Source organism: Nordella sp. HKS 07 (assembly GCF_011046735.1).
GTDB lineage: Bacteria > Pseudomonadota > Alphaproteobacteria > Rhizobiales > Aestuariivirgaceae > Taklimakanibacter.
Genome location: NZ_CP049258.1, coordinates 6,892,317 through 6,915,255, shown reverse-complemented (window position 1 = coordinate 6,915,255; position 22,939 = coordinate 6,892,317). Strand labels below are relative to the sequence as shown.

At 62.1% G+C, this 22,939-nt stretch carries 23 protein-coding genes; 12 read left to right on the top strand and 11 right to left on the bottom strand.

The genetic code is table 11. The features are described from left to right. Positions 1-24: 24 nt before the first annotated feature. From G5V57_RS32770 to G5V57_RS32755, 4 genes are all read right to left on the bottom strand, one after another. Complete coding sequence (locus tag G5V57_RS32770) at positions 25-996, bottom strand: D-isomer specific 2-hydroxyacid dehydrogenase family protein (protein WP_165173296.1); 972 nt, start codon at positions 994-996, stop codon at positions 25-27. A gap of 137 nt (positions 997-1,133) precedes the next feature. Then, positions 1,134-1,871, bottom strand: a complete 738-nt coding sequence (locus G5V57_RS32765; protein ID WP_165173294.1) for a FadR/GntR family transcriptional regulator — start codon at positions 1,869-1,871, stop codon at positions 1,134-1,136. Next, positions 1,868-3,040, bottom strand: coding sequence for a mandelate racemase/muconate lactonizing enzyme family protein (locus tag G5V57_RS32760; RefSeq protein WP_165174370.1), 1,173 nt, complete (start codon positions 3,038-3,040; stop codon positions 1,868-1,870). The genes G5V57_RS32765 and G5V57_RS32760 overlap by 4 nt, the downstream gene beginning before the upstream one ends. A 56-nt stretch (positions 3,041-3,096) precedes the next feature. Then, positions 3,097-3,984: a sugar phosphate isomerase/epimerase gene (locus G5V57_RS32755; protein WP_165173292.1), complete on the bottom strand. Its 888-nt coding sequence runs from the start codon at positions 3,982-3,984 to the stop codon at positions 3,097-3,099. A 275-nt stretch (positions 3,985-4,259) separates the two neighbouring features. Here G5V57_RS32755 and G5V57_RS32750 point away from each other — a divergent pair, with 275 nt between their 5' ends. The 8 genes from G5V57_RS32750 (at position 4,260) to G5V57_RS32715 (ending at position 12,772) form a co-directional block, all read left to right on the top strand. Then, complete coding sequence (locus G5V57_RS32750; protein WP_246737454.1) at positions 4,260-5,351, top strand: ABC transporter ATP-binding protein; 1,092 nt, start codon at positions 4,260-4,262, stop codon at positions 5,349-5,351. A 98-nt stretch (positions 5,352-5,449) separates the two neighbouring features. Continuing rightward, positions 5,450-6,886: an ABC transporter substrate-binding protein gene (locus G5V57_RS32745; RefSeq protein WP_165173288.1), complete on the top strand. Its 1,437-nt coding sequence runs from the start codon at positions 5,450-5,452 to the stop codon at positions 6,884-6,886. Positions 6,887-7,121: 235 nt separating this feature from the next. After that, positions 7,122-8,183, top strand: coding sequence for a carbohydrate ABC transporter permease (locus G5V57_RS32740; protein WP_165173286.1), 1,062 nt, complete (start codon positions 7,122-7,124; stop codon positions 8,181-8,183). Positions 8,184-8,186: 3 nt separating this feature from the next. Continuing rightward, positions 8,187-9,131, top strand: a complete 945-nt coding sequence (locus G5V57_RS32735; protein WP_165173284.1) for a carbohydrate ABC transporter permease — start codon at positions 8,187-8,189, stop codon at positions 9,129-9,131. Position 9,132: 1 nt separating this feature from the next. Further along, positions 9,133-10,221: an ABC transporter ATP-binding protein gene (locus G5V57_RS32730; RefSeq protein WP_165173282.1), complete on the top strand. Its 1,089-nt coding sequence runs from the start codon at positions 9,133-9,135 to the stop codon at positions 10,219-10,221. Then, positions 10,218-10,655 carry a hypothetical protein gene (locus tag G5V57_RS32725; RefSeq protein ID WP_165173280.1) on the top strand — a complete coding sequence of 146 codons (438 nt, stop codon included), beginning with the start codon at positions 10,218-10,220 and terminating at the stop codon, positions 10,653-10,655. Before G5V57_RS32730 ends, G5V57_RS32725 begins: the two co-directional genes overlap by 4 nt. Positions 10,656-10,670: 15 nt before the next feature. Next, positions 10,671-11,615 (top strand): carbohydrate kinase family protein, encoded by a 945-nt coding sequence (locus tag G5V57_RS32720; RefSeq protein ID WP_165173278.1) that lies wholly within the window; start codon positions 10,671-10,673, stop codon positions 11,613-11,615. Between the two features lie 110 nt (positions 11,616-11,725). Next, positions 11,726-12,772, top strand: a complete 1,047-nt coding sequence (locus G5V57_RS32715; RefSeq protein ID WP_165167114.1) for an IS5 family transposase — start codon at positions 11,726-11,728, stop codon at positions 12,770-12,772. Positions 12,773-13,067: 295 nt separating this feature from the next. On the opposite strand, the gene G5V57_RS32710 is transcribed toward G5V57_RS32715, so the two are convergent. Beyond that, entirely contained in the window at positions 13,068-13,820 is a 753-nt protein-coding gene (locus G5V57_RS32710; protein ID WP_165173276.1) for a DJ-1/PfpI family protein, read from the bottom strand. A 130-nt stretch (positions 13,821-13,950) separates the two neighbouring features. On the opposite strand from G5V57_RS32710, the gene G5V57_RS32705 reads away from it, so the two are divergent. Beyond that, on the top strand, positions 13,951-14,700 hold the full coding sequence (locus G5V57_RS32705; RefSeq protein ID WP_165173274.1) for an SDR family NAD(P)-dependent oxidoreductase: 750 nt from the start codon (positions 13,951-13,953) through the stop codon (positions 14,698-14,700). A 147-nt stretch (positions 14,701-14,847) separates the two neighbouring features. Here G5V57_RS32705 and G5V57_RS32700 read toward each other — a convergent pair whose 3' ends face one another. Beyond that, positions 14,848-16,077, bottom strand: a complete 1,230-nt coding sequence (locus tag G5V57_RS32700; protein WP_165173272.1) for a hypothetical protein — start codon at positions 16,075-16,077, stop codon at positions 14,848-14,850. 220 nt (positions 16,078-16,297) lie between these two features. On the opposite strand from G5V57_RS32700, the gene G5V57_RS32695 reads away from it, so the two are divergent. Further along, positions 16,298-17,122, top strand: coding sequence for an alpha/beta fold hydrolase (locus G5V57_RS32695; protein WP_165173270.1), 825 nt, complete (start codon positions 16,298-16,300; stop codon positions 17,120-17,122). A 155-nt stretch (positions 17,123-17,277) separates the two neighbouring features. Here G5V57_RS32695 and G5V57_RS32690 read toward each other — a convergent pair whose 3' ends face one another. Together G5V57_RS32690 and G5V57_RS32685 are read right to left on the bottom strand one after the other, a co-directional pair. After that, on the bottom strand, positions 17,278-17,562 hold the full coding sequence (locus G5V57_RS32690) for a hypothetical protein (protein WP_165173268.1): 285 nt from the start codon (positions 17,560-17,562) through the stop codon (positions 17,278-17,280). Between the two features lies 1 nt (position 17,563). Beyond that, positions 17,564-18,433: an NAD(P)-dependent oxidoreductase gene (locus G5V57_RS32685; protein ID WP_165173266.1), complete on the bottom strand. Its 870-nt coding sequence runs from the start codon at positions 18,431-18,433 to the stop codon at positions 17,564-17,566. 505 nt (positions 18,434-18,938) lie between these two features. Between G5V57_RS32685 and G5V57_RS32680 the strand changes: the two genes are divergently transcribed. Together G5V57_RS32680 and G5V57_RS32675 are read left to right on the top strand one after the other, a co-directional pair. Further along, entirely contained in the window at positions 18,939-19,325 is a 387-nt protein-coding gene (locus tag G5V57_RS32680) for a hypothetical protein (RefSeq protein ID WP_165173264.1), read from the top strand. 95 nt (positions 19,326-19,420) lie between these two features. Next, positions 19,421-19,999: a hypothetical protein gene (locus G5V57_RS32675; protein WP_165165513.1), complete on the top strand. Its 579-nt coding sequence runs from the start codon at positions 19,421-19,423 to the stop codon at positions 19,997-19,999. A 114-nt stretch (positions 20,000-20,113) separates the two neighbouring features. On the opposite strand, the gene G5V57_RS32670 is transcribed toward G5V57_RS32675, so the two are convergent. From G5V57_RS32670 to G5V57_RS32660, 3 genes are all read right to left on the bottom strand, one after another. Next, positions 20,114-20,764: a response regulator transcription factor gene (locus G5V57_RS32670; protein WP_165173262.1), complete on the bottom strand. Its 651-nt coding sequence runs from the start codon at positions 20,762-20,764 to the stop codon at positions 20,114-20,116. Beyond that, a complete protein-coding gene (locus G5V57_RS32665) occupies positions 20,757-22,115 on the bottom strand; it encodes a sensor histidine kinase (protein WP_165173260.1) in 1,359 nt (452 codons plus the stop codon). The genes G5V57_RS32670 and G5V57_RS32665 overlap by 8 nt, the downstream gene beginning before the upstream one ends. A 140-nt stretch (positions 22,116-22,255) precedes the next feature. Next, entirely contained in the window at positions 22,256-22,900 is a 645-nt protein-coding gene (locus tag G5V57_RS32660) for a TetR/AcrR family transcriptional regulator (protein ID WP_165173258.1), read from the bottom strand. Positions 22,901-22,939 lie beyond the last annotated feature (39 nt).

Sequence of the window (22,939 nt, the reverse complement as noted above, 5' to 3'; positions counted from 1 at the left end):
CCGTCGCCGCAAGCCGGGACCGGTCTAAGAAAATCGTCCCCGATACTGCGCCACGACCGACGGGTTGACCAGATTGACCGGCAGGTCGCCTTTGAGGACGCGCAAGGTCTCCTCGACCGCGCCGATTCCCATGCGCTCCATGCTCTCCTCGGTGATGCCGGCGAGATGGGGGGTGAGGATGACATTGTCGAAACTGAAGAAGGGATGATCGGCGGCCAATGGCTGTTCGGCGAAGACGTCGATGGCCGCACCGCCCAGATGGCCGCTCTTGAGTGCTGTGACGACATCGTCCTCCACCGTCACGGCGCCGCGCGCGACATTGATGAGGAAGCCGCCCTTGGGCATCAGCGCCAGCTCGCGGGTGCCGATCATGCCGCGCGTCTCGGGCGACAGCGGGCAGGCGAGCACGACATGGTCGCTCCGCTGCAAGAGCTCGTCGCGGGTGACAGGCTCGACGCTTGGCGGGAAACCGGTGTTGCGCCTGGTGTGGCCTAAGACGCGCATGCCGAAGCCGGCCGAGGCGATACCGGCGATCGCCTTGCCGAGATGACCCATCCCGATGATGCCCATCGTGGCGCCGTCGAGCTCGCGGGCACTCAGGGAATGTGCGCGGCCGGCGAGCCAGCCCTTGCGGCGCAGGTCGCCATCGATGGCGCGGAAACGCCGGGCCAGCGCCAGAGCGACGAAGACCACATGCTCGGCGACCGAGCGGGCATTGACGCCCGGCACATTGGCGACGAGCACGCCGGCGGCGGTCGCCGCCTCGACGGGGATCATGTCGAGCCCGGCGCCATGGCGGATGGCGGCCTTGAGTTTAGTGGCGCCGGCGAAGAGGGCGTCCGGCAGATTGGCGCGTACGATAACGATGTCGGCGGCCTGGGCCTCGCGGGCAAGGGTTTCGGGCGTCAGGTCGGAGGCGATGACGAGATCGGCATGGCCGTCGAGCAGGCGCGCGGCGTTGGAATGCAAGGGGTGGGTCGAGTAGACGATGGGCATGGTCAAGTTCGCGTCAACATGATTGTGGGCCCTCTCCACTTTGCGCCAACACCCTCATCCGGCCTTCGGCCACCTTCTCCCGCAAGCGGGAGAAGGGGAAGGACGGGGGGCTTTCGCCGGGATGACGGTTGTTTTCATCAGCTCGAAATATGCCTGAGCCAGGCTGCTTCCGGCTGCTGCTTCTCGGGCGTCTGCGGCTTGTCGAGCAGACCGGTCCAGTAGCTTTCGACGCCTTTCAGATGCGCGTCCATCAGGCCCATGGCCTCCACCGCATCGCGCCGGGCGATCGCCTCGAAGATGCGGATATGCTCGTTGTGGGACTCGCGGCAGCGCTCGGGGCGCTGGAAATAGATGCGGCGGCGCTCCGCGGTCATCAGATAGAAGATGCGCACGATGCGGTAGAACACATTGTTCTGGGTGGCGTTGATGATCTCGAGATGGAAGTCGCGGTCCTCAAGGTCGATCGGCTCGCCGGCGTCGATGCGCTTCATCGAGGTGGCGAGCACGGCGCGCATGCGGTCGAAATTCTCAAGCGTGGCGCGCTCGCAGGCGAGCCTCACCGCGGTGATCTCGTGGATGCGCCGCATCTCGTTGGATTGCTTCACCTCGTCGGCCTGCAGCGGCACGCCGATCTGCGCGAACAGAGCGAGGGCCTCGACGCTCGCCGAGTCGTTCGACATATAGACGCCGGACTTGGCCTTCCGATCGATGACGCGCAAGGCCTCGAGATAAGCGAGCGCCTCGCGGACGAGGCCACGCCCGGCCTTGAAACGCTCGGCGAGCTCGCGCTCGGAGGGCACGCGCTCACCGGGCTCGTATTTGCGCTGCAGGAAGAACAACGCCAGTTCAGAGACGAGATCGCGGTGTTCGTTCATTGCAGTTTCACCGCATGGGAGGCCAGCATGTCTTCGCGCACCGTGATGCCGAGGCCCGGCCGGTCGGGAATGGCGATCATGCCGTCCGTGACGCGCACGTCTTCCTCGATGAGATCATGCAGCATCGGGTTGGCGCCCAGGGAATATTCGAGAATATAGCTCGACGGGCTAGCCGCGGCGAGGTGCAGGCCGGCGAAGAAGGCGGGCGCCCCGGCCCAGAGATGCGGGGCGAGCCTCAGATTGAAGGAGGTGGCGAGCGCATCGATGCGGCGCGCCTCGGTGATGCCGCCGCAGATCGCCAGATCCGGCTGCAATATGTCGACGGCGCGGTGGGTGATGAGATCGCGGAAGTCGAACCGGGTGAACTCGCTCTCGCCGGCGGCGATCGGGATCATGGAGGCGGCGCGCACCTCGGCGATGCCGGTCTTGTCGTCGGCGGTCACCGGCTCCTCGAACCAGGCGAGATTGCAGTCGCGCACGAGATGGGCGAAGCGCTTGGCCTCGGCCACTGTGAAGGTGCCGTGTGAATCGACCATGATCTCGATATCGGGCCCGAGCGCCAGACGCGCCGCCTTGACGCGATCGGCGCTGACATGGGGCGCACCGTCCATGGCGCCCACCCGCATCTTCACTGCCTTGAAGCCGCCTTGCTGCACATAGCCCGCGAGCTGGGCGCCAATTGTTTTCGCATCCGCCCAGCCGCCCGAGGCATAGGCCGGCATGCTTTCCGACTTGCGCCCGCCGAGGAGGCGCCATACCGGCACATCCAGCGACTTACCGGCAATGTCCCACAAGGCGATGTCGATGGCGCTGATCGCGGCAATGGTCTGGCCGCGGCGCGCCATGTCCGGCATTGCATGGCCACGCGCTGTCGCGTGATGGGCGCGTACGCCGTTGTAGAGCGAGTCCCAGATGACGGAGATATCACGGGCGTCGCGGCCGACGAGGCGCGGGGCGAATTCCTTGTTGATGAGGGTGACGAGGGCCGCATAGGTGCCCGCACTGCCGGCGGCGTTCTTGCCTTCGCCCCAACCGGTGATGCCGGTGTCGGTATCGATGCGCACGATCGCCGCGTCGAATGTCCGGATCTGGCCGAAGTCGCTCTTATGCTGACGCTCGGCGGCGATGGGGATGGACACCCAGGTGGCTTCGATCCGTTCGATCTTCATCATGTTCTCCCGGCCAGTACGGACAGGACTACCCGGAGGTAGCCCGACCCGGCCGGTCACTTGATCAACGGCAGAATCGTGTCGGCCGATTTCTTCACGAGCATCGAATAGAACTCCTCGCTCAGCAGGCTCGAGCCGTGATCCTGGATGAACTTCAGCTGCTCCGGCGAGATATCGACCGGGTTCTTCTCGATGGCGTTCGGATATTGCGAGGCGGGAGTGCGGTCAACGGGCGCCACGAATTCCACGGTGAGCGCCCCGTCATAGCCGGTCTCCTTGAGCGTCTGGACAATCTTCTTCCAGTCGAGCGCGCCCTGGCCCGCCGCCATGCGGTTGTTGTCGGCGACATGGAAGTCATAGAGACGCTTGCCCGCCTTTCTGATCGAGGCATACATGTCGGCGTCCTCGATATTGAGATGGAAGGCGTCGATGCACACGCCGCAATCAGGCGCAATCGCTTCCGCGAGCGCGATCGCCTGATCGGCGCGGTTGAGAAGGTAAGTCTCGAAGCGGTTGAGCGGCTCGATGGCGATGCGCACGCCCTTCTTCTTGCCGTGATTGTAGCATTCGGTGACGCCCTCGATGAGCCACTGCCATTCTTCCTCAGGCGTGCCATCGGGCTGGATCTTGCCGACGGTGACGGGGACGAGTGTGATGATCTCGCCGTCGAGCTCGCTCACCATGGTGATGACGCTCTTCATGTAGTCGACGGTGCGGGCGCGCTGGCCTTCGTCCTTGGCGGCCAGATTGCGGTCGGCGAGTGTCAGAGTAACCGAGCCCCAGCAGCGAATGCCATATTGCTTGAGAAGCTTGCGCGTGTCGTTCACATTATACTGGGTGGGCTCGCCGGAGATCTCGATGCTTTCATAGCCAAACTTCTTGATGCGGGCCAAAGTCGTCTCGAGCGGTTCGGCGCGCATCCAGTTATGTGTCGACAGATGCATGAAGTCCTCCCTGGCTTTTCTGGATCGACCATTTTGGTCCGACCAATTAATGTTCATTTACGCATAGAACAGAGAGATTTTTATCGCAAGTAGCGGAATTCGCATGTGCAGCACCGGTTTTGCACTGCAGTCCCAACAGAAAGTCTTGCGCTGAGATCAATTTGGTACTACCAGTCTGATCTATTGAAAACGCGGAAAACAGCGTGCAATCGGGAGGAATTTGCGTCGATGAAGTATCATTGGCACAGTGCGACTCTCTTTGTGTGAGGGAGCGCGTGGCATCTCATAGTAATGCTGCTGCCGTCAGCCTTGAGGGCGTATCGAAGGCCTATGGGCGCGTACAGGCGCTCAATCACCTGAGCTTTTCGGTCGGCGAAGGCCAGTTCTTCGCCCTGTTCGGTCCAAGCTCGGTCGGCAAGACGACCACCTTGCGGATGATCTCGGGCCTGGTGACACCGGACGAGGGCAGGGTGGCCCTGCATGGCGCGGATGTGACGCATGCGCCGATCAAGTCGCGCGGCGTGTCGATGGTGTTCCAGTCCTTCGCGCTCTATCCACATCTCACCGTCTATCAGAATTTCGCCTATCCGCTACGCGAGGCCAAGGTCGCCTCGGGCGAAATCGACAAACGGGTCAAAGAAACCGCCGAGATGCTGAAACTCGGCCATCGGCTCGAGCGCAAGCCCAATACGCTCTCGGGCGGCGAGCAGCAGCGCGTGGCGCTCGGCCGTTCGCTGATCCGCCGGCCGAATATCCTGCTGCTCGACGAGCCTTTGACCAATCTCGACGCCAAGCTGCGCCATGACATGCGCGCCGAGCTCAAGCGCCTGCACCGGCAGTTCGGCATGACCATCATCTATGCGACACCCGACGAGCTCGAGGCGCTGTCGATGGGAGAGGAGATCGCGGTGATGCGCGACGGCGCGGTGGTGCAGAAGGGAACGCCCGACGCGCTTTATGAAACGCCGGCCGATGTCTATGTCGCGGCCAAGATCGGGGCGCCGCATATCAATCTCCTGCCGGCGACGGTGGGCGAGAACGGCAAGACCCTCAAAACCGGCTTCGGCAGCTTCGAGCTGGTCCGTAAGCTCGCGGTGAAGGCGGGCGACAAGGTCGTCATGGGCGTGCGCCCGGCCGATCTCGAGATCACCTCGGCCCAGTCGGCCGATCTGTCGGCACCGGTGCAATTGCTCGAGCCCCTGGGCGACGTCACCGTCGTCTCGCTCGGCGAGAAGGCCGACAATCTGCGCATTCTCCTGTCGGAGTCGCGTGCCAGCGAGATCAAGCTCGGCGACCGGCTGCCGATCAAAATCGATGCCCATAAGATCCATGTCTTCAGCGCCGCGGACGGTCTCGCATTGCGATGACACTTTCCCGGCGCGAAGGAAGTTGAAGTGCCTAGACACGTCTGTCCGGAAAACCACTTCGCAATTTTCCGGATCATGCTTCAGGGAGGAAACAGGACATGAGTTGGCAGTATAAGTTGACGTCCTTCGCAGGCGCGGCCGCGGTCGCGACCTTAATGAGCGGCACGTTCCTGGCGCCGGCGACGGCTGAGGAAATCGTGCTGAAGATGGCGGTGCCGGACTGGCCGCCGACCCGCATCATGAAGGACATGTTCGACAAGCAGTACAAGGCGCCGTCGGGCAATACGGTGAAGCTCGATATCGACTTCATCCCGTGGCCGGATTTCTACACCCGCGTCAATGCCTCGCTCACCTCGGGCGAGCAGAAATATAATATGGCGGTGTCGGATTCGCAGTGGCTCGGCGCCTTCATCGAGGGCGGCTATTACCGCAAGATCAACGATCTGATCGATGCCGATCCGGCGCTGAAGGCGGCGATGGACGACATGCATGTAAATGTGCGCAACGCCTATTCGACCTATCCGCACAAGTCGGATAATTTCTACGGCTTCCCGCAGTTCCCCGATGTGCTCGTGACCTTCGCGCGCAAGGATATCTTGTGCAACGAGGAGGAGCAGAAGAACTTCCAGGCGAAGTTCAACAAGAAGCTGCCGTGCACCGGGGAAGAACTCGATGATCTGGATTGGCAGATGTTCGAGGACATCGGCAAATTCTTCCAGCGCAAGAAGGGCGAAAATCTCGCCGGCAAGCCGGCCGATGACGATTTCTACGGCATCGCCTATCAGGCCGGCAAAGGCTACGACTTCTCCTCGATGCAGATCAACGGCTTCATCTGGCAGTCTGGCGCCAATATCTGGGACGAGACCCAGGCGCCCAAGGGCCAGGCAGAAGGCGTGGTCAATTCGCCGGAAGCGGTGGCCGCTCTCGACCACTATCTGAAGCTCATCCAATATATGCCTCCCGTCGCCAAGACCGGCACGATGGACATCTTCAAGTCCGACGAGCTGTTCCGGGAAGGCAAGGTGGCCCTGAATGTCGACTGGATTGGCCTCGGTGAAGCCTCGCTCAACCCGGAAACGTCCAAGGTCTCGGACAAGCTGGTCTTCGGCCAGGCGCCGGGCACCCGTGGTGCCGACGGCAAGCTGATCCGCTGGAACAATATCGGCGGACAGCCCTTCGTTCTGATGACCTGGAATACCGACACGCAGAACAAGGAAGCGGTCGATTTCGTGAAGTGGTGGCTGTCGAAGCCAGTGCAGACCGAATACGCCTCGAAGGGCGGTCAGTCGGCGATGAAGTCGGTCTATAGCGATCCGAACTATGTCACCTATCGTCCGTGGAACCGGGCCTGGGCGCCGAGCCTCGACTGGCAGAAGGACGTGTGGCATGTGCCGCAGTTCTTCGAGCTGCTCACCCAGCAGCAGGACCAGTTCGACCTCGCCATCACCGGCAAGCAGGATGCCAAGACGACGCTCGATAACGTGGCGAAGTTCCAGCAGAACCTGCTTTCGGAAGCCGGTTTGATCCAGAAATAACAGCGCTAAATGAGGACGCCCGGCGAAAAGCGGGCGTTCTCTTTTTCTTCGGATCGTCGTTCAGGGGTTTGGTACTCGTGCCTGGAATCATTGAATGCTGCTTCATCCATTCTCCGTCACCCCGACGAAAGTCGGGGGTCGCTAATTTCGTGCAACACGGCAATGTTGGTTGCGTGGGGTGGCTTTTGCGGATCCCGGTTTGCACCGGGATGACGGTCGAGGGGAGGATGTCCAGATGACGAGCGTCGCCCTTTCGCAGCCCGCGCCCGATTTCAAGACCTTGGCACCCGACAATTGGAAGCTCGCCATCGCCGTTGGCCTCGTGGTGTCGGTCCTGGCCACGCTCATCCTGCCGGCGGATGCCGCCTTCTGGGTGGTGGGCGCCATGGTGGCGATGGTGGCCGCCGCCTTCGTCGTCAACGCCTATCGCCGTCACTATTATGGCGGGCTCCTGGTGTCGCCGGCGATCGCCGTGCTGTTCGTGATGAACATCTTTCCGCTGCTGTGGTCGCTCGGGCTTTCCTTCTTCGCCTATCAGAGCAACCAGCAGACTATCCGCTTCGTCGGCTTGCGGAACTACGAGCAACTGCTCACCAACGAGCTCAAGGCGCCGGAGCTATGGGCCAATCTCACCAATACCGCGATGTTCGTCGTGCTGACCGTCACCGCGCAGATGATCGTCGGCTTCCTGCTCGCGGTGCTCTTCGCCAAGCAGTTTCCGTTGCGCAAATATCTGCTCATCCTGGTGCTCACCCCGATGATGCTGTCGGTCGTCGCGGTTGGCGTGTTCTTCTCCTATTACTACGACCCGACCTTCGGGCTCATCAGCCAGGTGATCAAGGCCTGGGGCGGCGAGCAGTTCATCCTGATGTCGAACAAGACCGGGGCCGTCGCCGGCATCGTCTTCGCCGATGCCTGGATGTGGTCGCCCTTCGTCATGCTGCTGGTGCTGGCGGGTCTCGTCTCGGTGCCCAAATATCTCTATGAAGCGGCGGCGATCGACCGTGTCTCGGGCTGGCGGCGCTTCTGGACCATCACCTTTCCCTATATACGCGGGCTGCTGATGCTGGCGCTGCTCTTCCGAACCATCGAAGCCTTCAAGATGGCTGATCTGGTGATCCTGCTGACCAAGGGCGGCAACGGCACGATGACCATTTCCTATCACGTCATCCGTATCGCCAATGAGCAGAACAAGACGAGCGAGGGCGCAGCACTCTCCTATCTTCTGCTCTTCGTGGTGATCGTGCTCACCAATCTCTATCTCTATATCGCCAACCGGCGCAGCCAGGGGGCCTGAGCGATGGCCGACACGACATCCATCTGGGAAAGACTGGGCTTCCGCAAGGCGTCGGGCGTGGGCGAGGCCGGGTGGGGCCACACGCTGTTCGCAGCAATCATCAGCCTCATCTACTTCCTCCCCGTTCTGATCATCATCCTGACCTCGTTCAAGCTGCAGACAGAAGCGCTGGCGGTGCCGCCGAAGCTCCTGCCGACGAGCTTCTTCGGGCTCATCCCGGAACAGTATGTCTTCTCGCCGACGTTGGAGAATTTCACCTCCGTGTTCTCGCGCGCGTATGTCGCGGGTGGTGCCGCGGAGAGCACCGGCTTCGATCGCTTCTTCTTCAACTCGATCTTCATCGCCAGCACCTCCGTGCTTCTGGCGCTGGTGATCGGCACGCTTGCCGCCTATGGCTTCTCGCGCTATCCGCTGAAGGGCAACGACACCTATCTCTTCATCATCCTCACCACCCGCATGCTGCCGGCCATCGTGGTGATCATCCCGGTCATCCTGATGTTCCGCGTCGCCGGCCTGGCCGGCTCCTATCCCGGCATCATCTTTCTCTATACGGCCTTCAATCTTCCGTTCACGATCTGGATGATGAAGAGTTTCTTCGATGAATTGTCACCCGATGTCGAAGATGCCGCGCGCATCGACGGATCGAGCGACGTGAGGGTGTTCCTCAAGATCTGCCTGCCGCAGGTCCTGGCGGGCCTCGCCGCCACCTTCGTCTTCGGCCTCATCCTCACCTGGAACGAGTTCCTGTTCGCGCTGCTGCTGACCGGTGTCGATACGCGTACAGTGCCGGTCGCCATGAACCAGGCCGTCGCCGGCGGCGGCATCGGTGTGCTGTGGGGGCTTCTCGCGGCCATCGAGACGCTGTTCCTGATCCCTGTTTTCCTGGTGACCTTCTTCCTGCAGAACCATTTGCTGCGCGGCGTTACCTTCGGCACCGTGAAGAGATAGCATGTCCACCATCGAAGCCCGGAAGATCACCAAGAGGTTCGGCGATTTCGTCGCCGTCAAGGACGCCGACCTGTCGGTGGCGGCGGGGGAGGTGGTTTGCCTGCTCGGCCCCTCGGGCTGCGGCAAGACCACGACATTGCGCATGATCGCCGGCCTCGAGCGGGTGACGTCCGGCGACATCATCATCGCCGGCAAGCGCATGAACGAACTGGCGCCTGAAAAGCGCGACATCGCCATGGTGTTCCAGTTCTATGCGCTCTATCCGGCGCTGTCGGTGGGCGAGAACATCGCCATGCCCTTGCATTACGAGAACCTGTCGAAGCCCGAGCGCGACAAGAGGGTGGCGCGGGTGGCGAAAATCCTGCATCTGAGCGACGTGCTCGACCGCATGCCGGGCCAGGTGTCGGAAGGCGAGAAGCAGCGCATTGCGGTGGCGCGCGCGATCGTGCGCGAGCCCAATTGCTTCCTGTTCGACGAACCCTTGTCGCGCCTCGATGTCGAATTGCGCCATTCGATGCGCGGCCAGATCAAGGAAGTTCTGTCCAACCTCTCCAAGGCGACGGTGATCGTGACGCATGACCAGCTGGAGGCGCTGACCATGGCCGACCGCATCGCCATCATGCGCGACGGCATCATCGAGCAGATCGGCACGCCGCATCAGGTCTTCGCCAAGCCGGCCAATGTCTTCGTGGCGAGCTTCATCGGCACGCCGCAGATGAACCTGGTCAAGGGCAAGCTCGAAAAGGTGAGCGGCGCCAAGGCGACGATCCAGTTCGGCGGCGAACGGGTGGAGCTCGAAGTCAATCCGGCGGTCGGCGGGCTCAAGCCTTCGCAGGTCACGCTCGGCATACGACCTCGCGCGTTCACGCCGGTCGGGTCGGGCAGCAGAGACACGATTGCCGCCACGGCGGAGCTCATCGAGCCGATGGGAGCGGAGACGCTGGTGCATGCGCGCACGCCGGATGATTCCGATATCCGGGTGGTGGTACCGCGTGACGTCAAGTTCAAGATCGGCGAGAAGCTGCATCTGCGCGCCGATCCGAGCCAGACGCATATATTCGGGGAAGACGGGAAGGCGGTGCGGGCATGAGCGAGCGTCCGACAAAGAGCTTGAGCCCGGCGGGCGCGCTGCGGCTAGAAGGCTTCATCATCGGGCTCGGCATATTGGCGCTGCTCCTGATCTTCCAGCCCTTCAGCCTGACGCTCTTCGCCATCGGCTCCGGCCTCGTGGTGCTGGCCGGCCTCATCAACAATCTGCTGCCGCTCGCCAAACCCGGCGTGAATATCCGCAGCATCGTGACGGTGGCGCTCGTGGTGGCGATGATCTTTTGCTGCGTACTCCTGATTTCGATCACCGCCGCACATTTCTATGGCGTCTTCTTCCTCAAGCCGCCCGATCCCGCCACCACGGCCGGCAAGGTGCAGCTCGCAACGCCGCCTTTCTATATGCAGCCGCTGGTGTGGGCGCTCGCGATCGCGGCGGCCGGCTTCGCGGCGGCCGTCACCTATCTCTCCAAAAAATAAGTCAGAAGCCCATTCATGCGTTACGATGTCTCCGTCATCGGCCTCTATATCCTTGACGTGCTGGGCCGGCCCGTCACCCGCATTCCAGATCGCGGCAATGTCGATTTCATCGAGGAAATCAGGCTCACCGTCGCCGGCACCGCCGGCGGCACGGTGGTCGACACGGCGAAGCTCGGCCTCAGGAGCCTCGCCGTCGGCGCGATCGGCGATGACGAGAAAGCCGACTGGGTTCTGCTCACGCTCGAGAAGCACGGCATCGACACTTCGGCGATGCAGCGCCTCAAGGGTGTGCCGACGTCCGCCACCATTCTCAATGTCAGGCCGAATGGCGACCGGCCGGCGCTGCATGTGCGGGGCGCCTCCGATCATTTCGACGTGCCGGCGTCGGCTTATGACCAGGTGTTCGACGCGCCGATCATCCATCTGGGCGGCACCGGCCTCCTCAAGCGGCTCGACGGGCCGGCGAGCGCGACCCTGCTCAAGGAGGCGAAGAAGCGCGGCCGCACCGTCACCTTCGATCTGATCGCCGCCAGCGCCGAGACGCTCGGCATCGTCGAGCCGCTTCTGCCCCATATCGATTACTTCATGCCGTCGATCGAGGAAGCGCGCGACATGTCGGGTCAGTCCAGCCCCGAGGATTGCGCCCGCTTCTATCTTGACCGTGGCGCGGCCTGCTGCGTGTTCACGCTGGGCGGCGAGGGCGCCTTCTATGCGCATGGTAACGGCACGCGGCTCACGTCGCCGGCCTATGACGTGAAGGTCGTAGACACGACTGGCTGCGGTGATGCCTTCGATGGGGGCTTCATCGCGGCACTTCACCACAAGATGGATGTCGAGACGGGCTTGCGTTTCGCTCAGGCGTCAGCCGGGCTTGTCGCCACCGGTCTGGGCTCGGATGCAGGGATCGTGTCTTTCGAGCACACGCTGCAGGTGATGAAGGAGTGGAAGATCAAGGGGTAGGGCGGAGCCGCTCGGAAACGCTATCCTTCATTCCCCCTCTCCCGCTTGCGAGACCTTTGCAGAAGTGGGGCATCTGTGATTCTCTGGGGAGAGGAACAGGGGGTCGACGCATGCCGACACGCGTGACTGGTCAGTTTAGCCTGGCTGATGCTCTGGCGAAGCAGCCGAGCCGCTCGGGCGAGACACTTGATCGGGTGCAGAGCCTGATCGATTGGGGCCAGATCGACACCTTGCTCGCGCCGATGCGCGGCTCGCCCTATGGCGCGCCCGGCTACCCGCCACTGCTGATGCTGAAGGCTCTTTTGCTGCAGCAATGGTATTCGCTGTCGGATCCAGGCCTTGAGGAAGCGCTGATCGATAGATTGTCGTTCCGCCGCTTTGTCGGCTTGGCTTTGGGTGAAGACACGCCGGATCACTCGACGATCAGCCGGTTTCGCACGGAGCTGGCGACGAGGGGCCTGAGCGAGGCGGTGTTTGAAGTTGTGAACCTTCAGATTGATGCCAAGGGACTGCTGCTGCGCCAGGGCACGATCATCGATGCGACGCTGGTCGAAGCCCATGTGAAGCGGCCCGAGAAGCCGAAGGAAGACAAGACACCGGCGCCGGCACCCGCCAGCGATCAAGCCCCGCAGCAGGACAAGGCCGGGCCCAAAGGCGAACGGCCGGCAAGCAAACTCATCCTCAGCCCGACCGATCCTGAGGCGAGCTGGGCCAAGAAGGGCCACAAGCGCTACTTTGGCTACAAAGGCCATGTGGCGGTCGACCTGGGCTCGGGCATCATCCGTCGCTGTGTTCTCACCACCGCCTCGGTGGCTGATACGACTATGGGTGATGCGCTGATCATGGGCGATGAGCGGGCGCTCTACGCCGACAAGGGCTATGACACCAAGGCACGCCGCGCGGCCCTCAAGGCTGCCGGGGCCAATGATCGCATTGCTCACCGTCCCAACAGGCACCATCCGCTGAGCAAGCGCCAAGTTCAACGCAACAAGGGCATCTCGCGTCGTCGTAGCGCTGTCGAGCGGGTCTTCGCCATTGCCAAGCGTCTGATGGGATGGCGGCGGGTGCGCTACATCGGGCTTGTGAGGAACGCTGGTCACTTCGCGATGCTGTGTACCGCGATCAATCTCAAGCGCCTGGCGGTGCTCAGTGCATGACCCCGGCAACCAAAATACCTCATACGGGGCATCTCCCGCCGGGCATTGCAAGTTCCCACCGCCCAATCGGGCGCGCGAAAAAACTCCATTCCCCTCTCCAGCCGCAATCCGACCACTTCCGCAAAGGTCTCGCTTGCGGGAGAGGGTGCCCGATAGGGCGGGTGAGGGTGTTCGCTCAGGAAAAAGGACACTCTCTGAATTTCGATATTCATTTCACGAAGGACACCCTCATCCGGCCTTCGGCCACCTTCTCCCGCAAGCGGGAGAAGGGGAAACAACTGATAGGTTGGCGAAACTACTTCACCAGCTGCTTGACCAGCGCCTCGATCATGCGCGGGAGGTCATAAGGGAAGCGTGCGGTGATGAGATTGCCGTCGACCACCACCGGCTCGTCGATCACGGTAGCCCCGGCATTCTCCAGATCGATATGGATGTTCCATACCGCTGTCGCCTTTCTGCCCTTGAGCAATCTGGCGCTGATCAGCACCCAGGGGCCGTGGCAGATGCCGCAAACGGGCTTCCCAGCCTTGTTCATCTCCTGCACGAAAGCGATGGCGTTCTTGTCGGCGCGCAGGAAATCCGGATTCCAGCAGCCGCCCGGCAGGATAATGGCGTCATAGTCGGACGCCTTGGCGGTTTCGACATACTGGTCGATCTTGAGCCAGCCGCCATTTTCCATGAGGCGGATAGCCAGCACATGGGTTTCGGCGATGGGCGGCATTCGGACACCGTAAGAGGGCGGCAGCGGGCCGGCCTTGGGGGCCACGATGTGGACGGTCGCGCCGTGCTCGCTCAGCCAGCGGTGGGCGCCCAGGATCTCCACCTCTTCCACGCCATTGGTGCAGCAGATGGCGATCTTCCTGCCCTTGAGCAGGTCAGGGTCGGAAGGCGGGTCGAACAGAAAGCTGTTGAGCTCGCGGTTGAGGTCGCCCTCGGCGGTGGCGAGCAACTGAGTCGACAGCGAAGGCACACCCGCCGGGCTTTCGAATTGCTGGATGCGGACGACGCCGGCATCGCCCGCGGGGGCCGGATGGACGGGTTTATTCATGTGGTCCTCCCAATTGTCATACTTTTCAGCAGTTTCTCATATTCCGAAATGGCGGTCACGCGTTTAATCACTTGCACTAACCGCCGACGCATGAAATGTTCCGGCCACTTTTAACGGGACAGAGGATGCTATGCAGTTTGCCGGAAGATTCAAGGGACGCGTCGCGGTGGTCACCGGGGGAGCCTCGGGGATCGGCTTCGCCGTCGCCGAGCGCGTCATCGCGGAAGGCGGCTCCGCCGCGATCTGGGACGTCGATGCGGGGGCGGGGGCCGCGGCGGCGGGCAAGCTCGGCCAGGCGGCGTTCAGTGTCGCCGTGGATGTCAGCAAGGAAGAGAGTGTTGCGGCCGCCGTCGCCGAGACGGTGAAGAAATTCGGCCGCATCGATGTGCTGGTGACGAGTGCCGCCATCACCGGACCAAATGCCACGACCTGGGACTACCCGTCCGACAAATGGCGCCAGGTCATCGACATCAATGTTAACGGCGTCTTCTATTGCTGCCGCAACGTCGTGCCGGTCATGCAGAAGAACGACTACGGCCGCATCGTCAACATCGCCTCGATCGCCGGCAAGGAGGGAAATCCGAACGCGCCCGCCTATTCGACCTCCAAGGCCGCCGTGATCGGCCTCACCAAATCGCTCGGCAAGGAACTGGCGAAGACGAAGGTCACCGTCAATTGCGTGACGCCGGCAGCGGTCAAGACGCCGATCTTCGACCAGATGACGCAGGCCCATATCGATTTCATGCTGTCGAAGATCCCGATGGGACGCTTCGGCACGGTCGATGAGGTGGCGAGCCTCGTCACCTGGCTCGCCAGCGAGGAATGTTCCTTCTCGACCGGCGCCGTATTCGACGTGTCGGGCGGGCGCGCGACATATTGATCAGGAGTCCGCGGGCAGCGCGTTACAGCGTGATGGCTTAGGACGGGTCGCCATCACGCTCTATTTTCTTGATTGCGCATGATCTTTTCGGAAAACCGCTTCGCATGGTCGGGTCAAGCCCGACCACAAGCTTTTCGGTCCGATGCTCTAGACAACCATGGCCCAGACAGCGATCGCGCTGTTGACGCTCGTCCAGTAGCCATAGGTCTCGTAATACCAGACGGCCCAATGGGCCTGCATGTCGAGGTTGCGGCGCAGCTGGGGATCGACGCCCGGCGTATCGCGGTTCGGCAGCGTGCCGTTGATCTGCGGATCGGAGGCATTGCGGATCACCAGCCAGTTGGGCGCGGCGAGTCCGGCAGCCTTCATTTCCTCGACAACCAAACCGAGCACGGCATCGCCCATCTCGACGCCTGCTCCTTCCCGCTCGAGCTTGTTCGTCGATGTCCCGAATTCGAAGAAGTCGGTGGTCAGGATCGGATGGAACTCGGGGAAATCACGCCCGTCGATCTTGAGGTCTGGGGCATTCTTCAGGCCGGGGATGGGTTTGCGTTTGGGCCACGCGTAACCCGTATGCGGCGGACCGAATGCCGGCTCGGCGAGCTTGGAGGCGTTGACCTTCAAGAGCTTGGCCGCCGCGGCGAGCCGGCTCTGCGGAATTTTGAAACTCCGGCATCGGTAGTTCTTCCTGGCGAAGGGCTCCTTGCGAAACTCCTGTGACAAGCGGAATTTGGCGCTACGCGTAATGACAACATCGCCAAGCTGGTGCGGCGAGCACTGGATTCCCTTCAGGTACGTCTTGGCGCCGGGTGGAAAGGTGGCCCCGGCGGTGCCGACCGTTATCACCAATGCCGGCTTCACCTCATCGATGAGCTGACGGAACAGATCCTTGACGGGAAGCGTGGCGGTGCCCTCTCCGGTCCTGATACCGTCCTGATTGAGATGCAACTCCGACTTGAAGCAGATCAGTGTCTTGTCGGCGACCTTGCCGGCGCACCACGAGCCCAGACGGCCGGCCTGCAGCGCCGGCGCGCCATAGCGGATCAATGGGCGGTAGTGATCTTCGAATCTGCGGCGATACGGCGCCCAGGTCCGCGATGAAACGCCGGGGGTCATCACATCCGCCAGCGCCTGATGCTCTGCAAACGTCCAGGTCACCACGAGCACATCGCCTTTAGGCAACGGATTGTCGGGGTGCACATCGTCGGGGAAGGGAATGGGCGATGGCCTGGTTCCCTCGGGAAAGTTGAGGCCCAAATCTGCGGCGGCGAGAGGCTGCGCATCGGCGGCCATGGCCTCGCGGCCGGTCGGCTCGTCGTCTTGGGCGCCGTACTCGATGATATAGCGGGCGAGCGCTACGCGATCGGTCTCAGGCATGATCGGCTCCAACGAGACAGGTTCAGGATTGCCGGGTCCCTGCGGAGGCCGGCGGGACTACCTCGACATTGTATCATAGCTCATCGCCGCGAGGACCGCCGCGACCTGCGATCGGGGACAGGCCAGGATGGCTATCCCGGTCAGTTTTTCCCGGTCGACATGGTCAATGTTGCCCTGAATAATGTCAGTTCAGCCTCACAGCAGCGAAAGGATGCTCACCATGCCTACTGTCACAACCAAGGACGGCGTCGAGATCTTCTATAAGGACTGGGGCAAAGGGCAGCCAATCGTGTTCAGCCATGGCTGGCCGCTTTCGTCCGACGACTGGGACACCCAGATGAGCTTCTTCCTCGACAAGGGTTTCCGCGTGATCGCGCATGACCGGCGCGGCCATGGCCGTTCCACCCAGACGGCAGACGGCCATGACATGGACCACTATGCCGACGACCTCGCCGCCCTGACGGCGCATCTCGATCTCAAGGATGCGGTCCATGTCGGCCATTCGACCGGAGGCGGCGAGGTGGTGCACTATATCGCGCGCCATGGCGAGGCCCGCGTGGCCAAGGCGGCGATCATCGCCGCGGTGCCGCCCTTGATGGTCAAGACGCCGGCCAATCCGGGCGGTCTGCCCAAGGACGTCTTCGACGGACTCCAGGTGCAGGTCGCCACCAATCGCGCCCAGTTCTATTACGACCTGCCGGCGGGGCCGTTCTATGGCTACAACCGGCCGGGTGCCAAGCCGCAGCAAGGCATCATCTGGAACTGGTGGCGGCAGGGCATGATGGGTGGTGCCAAGGCGCATTATGACGGCATCGTCGCCTTTTCGCAGACCGACTTCACCGAGGACCTGAAGAAGATCAACGTGCCGGTGCTGGTGATGCATGGCGATGACGACCAGATCGTGCCCTATGCCGATTCTGGTCCGCTGTCGGCGAAGCTCCTGAAGAACGGGACGCTCAAGACCTATAAGGGCTTTCCGCATGGCATGCCGACGACGGAAGCGGCCACGATCAATGCCGATCTCCTGAGCTTCATCAAGGGGTAAGACGTAATGATTGCGGCTTCCTAGCGCGGGATGCGAAAAAGTGGGCACCGGTTTTTCGCAAAAATCCCGCGCTAACATATAAAAATCGATCACGTTTATGAGTTTGGATTGATTCAATCCAAACTCATCGTGATCTAGCGGGAGCCGCAATCGATCTAGTCGAGCGCCCGCACCAAGGCCTCCCACTCCTCGTCAAAAGTCCCGACGAATGGGCTCGCGCCGGCGCGGCGATACCAATAGCCGGCATTCGACGCATCGCCCTCCTTGCGATGAAGATAGGCATGAACGCGCATGCCGTCCTGATCATCGCGCTCCTGCGCGCATGCATGCGCCTTGTCCCAATCGCCCTTGGCGTCCCACCACAGCGCCTGCAATGCGAGGCTCGTGCCCTCGGGTGGATCGGGTTTCGCCAGCGACTTCCTGAAGGATGCAATGTCCATCTCACGTCGCCTTGCGCCAGTCATGTTGCGGCCTGTAACCCAGCATGCGCTGCGCCTTCTCGATCGAGATCAGCGATTCATGCGGCTTGAGCGGGCGCTTGCGCTTGGTGTCGGGGAATACGTCATCGAGCAACTCGTCGTTGGATGTCGTCATCACCGAGTCGCTGTTGGCGATGCCGAAAACATGGGCGCCGGTGATGCTCGCCTCGAGCGACAGGCGGATCGCCTGTGCGGCGTCGCGGGCGTCGATATAGGTCCACAGGTTGAAATGGCGTGCGCGCGGATCCTTCTGATAATCCGGGAAATTTGCATAGTCCTGCGGTTCCTGAACATTGGAGAAACGCAGGCCGATGATCTTCGTCCCGGCATCCCAGCGGGCGAACTGCTCGGCCATCTTCTCGCCCATAAGCTTGGAGAGCGAATAGGACCATTGCGGCAGCTCGATCTCCTCATCGACCGGCACATATAGGGGACCGCCTGGATAGGGGATGCCATAGACCGTCTCGCTCGACGCCCAGACGATATTGCGGATCTGAAGCCGGCGCGCCGCGTCGAAGACATTGTAGGTCGAGATCGTGTTGACCTCGAAGATCACATGATCGGCGGCTTCGCCCGGCGCCGCGATGGCGCCCAGATGGACGATGCCCGTCACGCCTGCCTCGACGCGCCCATTGATGCCCGACAGCGCCGCCATGACTTCGCCGAAGTCGGTGATGTCGGCACGCGTGAAATTAACGTCCGTCGGTTTCGGCGGATTAGACAGACCGGCCGGCCGGACCATGTCGATGGAAGCGACCTTGTAGCCATGCTCCATGAGATCCTTGACGCAGGCGCGCCCGACTTTGCCGCTGCCGCCCGTGACGATGATCATGCGACCTCCCCGACAGGTGATGAAGGAAGCGATCAATCTAGCGGCTTGCGCATGGGGAAATCAATTGCGCGGCGGAGACGTTCTTCATGGCGTCGGCAGTGGCGGCTGCGGGCTGGGCAAGGGGTCACTGGGTGGCGCCGGCCTCGGCAACGGGCCGGGCGGTTGCGGATCGGGAGGAGGCGGAGGATCGGGCGTCGGAACGGGTGTCATGGGTGAGCAACGCCCGCGCAAGGCTGATGGTTCCGTTGTTTCTTGGGCGAGCCGCCCCGCGCGCCATAGAGCCTTTCCCGTTTTGATCGAACCAATTAATTCGATCAAAACGGGATAAAATGGCTCGATTACATATATCTGGAGCGCTTCCTTGTCTCGAAAGTCGAGCAACTTTCGCGGGAAGCGCTCTAGGTCTTAGGTCTGATCGCCAAGGGCATTGGTCTCGGCCGGATAGGCAAAGCGGCCGCGTGGGGATTCAATGGCGGCGTTGAGTTTCAATGGAAGGAGAAAGCTCATGACTGTTCTTCACAAGGCAATTCTCTCCGCCAGCGCTGCCGGCTTCGCTCTCGTACTCGTACTGGGCGCGCCGCTGGTGTTGCCCAGCAAGTTCTTCGGCGCAAGCCTGGCGGAAGCACATGGCGGGAACAGCGGGCCTGGCGGAGGAGGCGGTTCCGGCGGTAGCGGCCATGGCGGGCGTGGGGGCGATGACGGTGGTCATAGCAACAGTGGACGTGGCAGCGCTCATAGCGGGCACGGCGCGGATGACCGCGGAAATGATGATGGAGCTGGCGGTGTCGATGACGATGATGGCACGCCAGACCAGGGGCACGGCGACAATCCTCCGGTCGTGGTACCGGGCGATGATGACGGGACGCCCGATCAGGGGCCCGGCGACAATTGATGACATAACCCGTCCGGGAACGCGCCACGCATGCGAAGGCGGCGCGATCCCGGATGAGGTGAAGGGCGCGGCCGTCGCAAGACTTGGCGCGGGAGATGATATATAACGCCTGGATGCAATGGGCTGTGCGTTTCATGCCGAGACCGGAGATCACCTTTCGCAAATCCTTGTTGATGGCCGGCGCGCTCGCCTTTGTGTTTCTCACAGTGGCCATCGATCTTCAGGCCATGCGCGGTTCGGCCCATGCCAGCGAAGGCGGCGGAAATTCCGGACCTGGCGGGGGAGGTAATTCCGGGCCTGGCGGTGGAGGCAATTCCGGCCCCGGCGGGGGAGGTAATTCCGGCCCCGGCGGTGGAGGCAATTCCGGTCCCGGTGGCGGCGGCAATTCGGGCCCAGGGGGAGGCGATGATAACGGCAAGAACGACGACGGTGCCCGGGCCGGCAGCGCCACCGAGCGCGAGGGGCTCAAACGTTATCTCGAGGCTTTGAAACGCCACGGGAAGGTCAGCACCACCTCAAGCTCGAAATCGTCCATCAGCGTGAGCTATACCGACGGCTGGCGCGAAACGATCGCGAATGAAAGGTATCAGCTGTTCGACAATCTGGGCCGCCGGGTCGTCGATCGCAAGGCACGGCAGAGCGACTATGCGCGACTGCGTGCCGCCGCGCACTAGATCACGATCACTTCAGATCGGTTCGGTCTGAAGTGATAAACGTGATCGATTCCTTTATGTTTGCGCGGGATTCTCGCGAATAACCGGTTTCCACTTTTTCGCATCCCACGCTGATCACCCGTTTCGCTCAAAATAGGCCCGGGCCTTGATCGCGACCTCGACCCGGTTGCGGGCGGGCAGTTTCTGCAAAAGCTGCGTCATATAATGCTTGATCGTCTTTTCCTGAAGGTCGAGTGATCTGGCGATTTCCTTGTTGCTCAAGCCGCGCGTCAGGAGAAGTGCAATTTCCATTTCGCGCGTCGATAACGATTTGAATACCTGATCCGCCTTGCTTTCGGGATGGCCGCCGGCATTGCGCAGAAGCCGGCCAGCGAGGGTGGGGGCCACATAGGACCCGCCCTCGACGATCGTGTGGATCAGCGAGGCGAGGTCGTTGCCGCCAATGCCTTTCAGCGCATAGGCGGCCGCGCCGGCCTCCAGCGCCTTCAAAACAGCGCTTTCGTCTTCCGATGCGGTGAGGATGATGATCCTGCACGGCGCGTTCCCGCTCTTGATGTCAGCGGCCGCCTGCAAGCCGCCGCCGGGCATCGAAATATCCAGCAAGGCGATGTCAGGAGAAAGTTCGTGCACCAGATTCACAGCGTCTTTTGCCGATGTCCCTTCGCCGACTACCTCGATGTCCGCGAAGTCCCGAAGCGTCGAGACAACGCCTGAACGATAAAGCGGGTGGTCGTCCACCACGATAACGCGAATGGGTTCAGTCATCAGCATGTTCCGACATCAGGTTCAAACGCATTTCAAGCACCGCCTGCTTAGCCCCGATCACGAAGGAGAAGCTACCGCCCAGGCTCTGCACGCGGTCGCGCAAGCCTGGCAATCCCATCTTCTCGCGCGGCGTTCCCGGTGGTGTGACAGCCTTTACGACCTCGTTCGTGACGCGGAGAACCAGGCTGTCATCCTCCATCGTGGCGGTCACGGCCTGTCCCCTTCCCGCGGCGTGGCGAAAGGCATTGTTCAAGCCTTCCTGGATAAAGCGATAGGCGCAAATTTTCACCGCTTCCGGCGCGTCGCGTTTCGCCAGGTCCAGCATGCGGCCTACCGTCGTGTGGGTGCGCGCCTCATGCGCGGCGACGGCGCGCTCGATAACATCCACAAGTGCCAGGTCGCGCAGTTCCGGCAGCACGAGGCCACGGCTGATCTGGCGCAGCTCCGACAGGGCCGTCTGGAGCGTATTCGAAATTTCCTCATAGGCGGCATGTTGCGCCTTGCCCGACAGCCGCCGCCATGCATCGAGGCGCAAGGCGACGAGGCCGATAAGCTGGGCCGGGCCGTCGTGGAGATCGGCGCCGACGCGGCGCAGATTCGCCTCCGACAGTTCGCTGAGGCGTCGTGACGCCCGCTCGACCTGGCGGCGCAGCTCCAGATTCTGGCTGGCGACGGTTTCGACTTCAGCGAGCCTGGCGGCAAGGGCCTCACGTTGCCGCGCGATAGTCCGGCTGCCGCGACGCACTATGCCGAACAGCGACAGGCAAATCAGCGATGTGACGGCAGCGGTGACCAGCCATCCCTGCAGGCGCGCGCGCTCGAGCTGGTCAGAGAGTTCGGTCGCATTCTCATAGAATTCCGCGACCCCGATAATGTCCCCCGACCAATCGGCGCGGATCGGGCTATAGACCTCGAGCAGCGGAATGCCGCTGCTCTGCTCGTCCCGGCTCTCAGCCTCATCGAGTTCGTTCAGCTCAGCGATCGTCTTTCCGGCAAGCGCCCCTTGAAGCCCGGCAGATAGTGGAAAGCTGCGGCCGATCAGATCGACATCGCGGGCATAGGCGATACGGCCGGAGGGCTTCCAGATCTTCACCGACACCACGCGGTCGCGCAGCTCGGGACCATCCAGAATCTCGTCCAGCGCACGAATGGGGCCGATCGAAAACGTGTCCGCCGATTTGAGTTCCTGCGCCAGTGGCGCGATGAAACTGTCCATGAAGCGCGCCGTGTTGGCGGCTTCGTTGGCGATTGCATCGTTGCGAACCCGGCTCACGACCCAACTTCCGATGGCCAGCATGGAGAGGAGGGCGACCAATCCTCCAGCCATCATGAACTGCCGGGAAAGGTCCATTTCATGGAACCTCCAGCTGACCCCGGTCATCCATCCGGTCAAGACTCCAGGCCGCATGAACGGAGACTAGGGTGATTTCCGTCAGCATCCAAATGTCCATAAGTAAGGCGCCGATCAGACTTAGGTCTTATCAGCCTGATTCAGGAACCCGTCGCCTCGAGATAGCGCGCAAAGGCTTCGACCTCGCCCTCCAAAGGTTCGCGACCGGTGAAGCCGCGCAAATAGGCCGGGACCAGCGACAGCCGACTGGCCATGGGTTCGACGATCTCCAGGGAGTAATAGCCGATCTGCATGAAATAAAGGACGCGGGCCCTGACGAAGGCGTCCTCCTCGCTGTACCCATAACGGGCGAACATATCGCGCAAGGCCGCGATACGTTCATTGTCGGCGCCGTCTATGATCTTACGAACGGCCGACGAACTTCTTGCCCAGGCGCGAATGGCGAAATCGAGCCTCGGACTGTACAGGTTCTCGTCGACCCAGCACTCGAAGACATTGAGCACGGCCTGCGTCACCGAGTGAGCCGGTCGCTTGGCCCGTTCGATAATGAAGCGGGTATTCTTGTCGCGCCAATATTCCAGAAGCTGATCGAGAAGATCCTGACGGCTCTCGAAATACCAGTAGAAGCTCGATCGCGACACGCCGAGCTTGTGTCCGAGCGCCAGGATGCGCACGCCCTCCACGCCGTCGGAAATAAGGGTTTCGAGCGCGAGGTCAAGCCAGTCCTCGCGGGTCACCTTGATATTGCCGGCAGGGCCGGCACGCTGGGCTTCCGATTTCCTCATGCGATCCGCTGAAGGTTTAGGGGCCGTCCGGGCACGGGT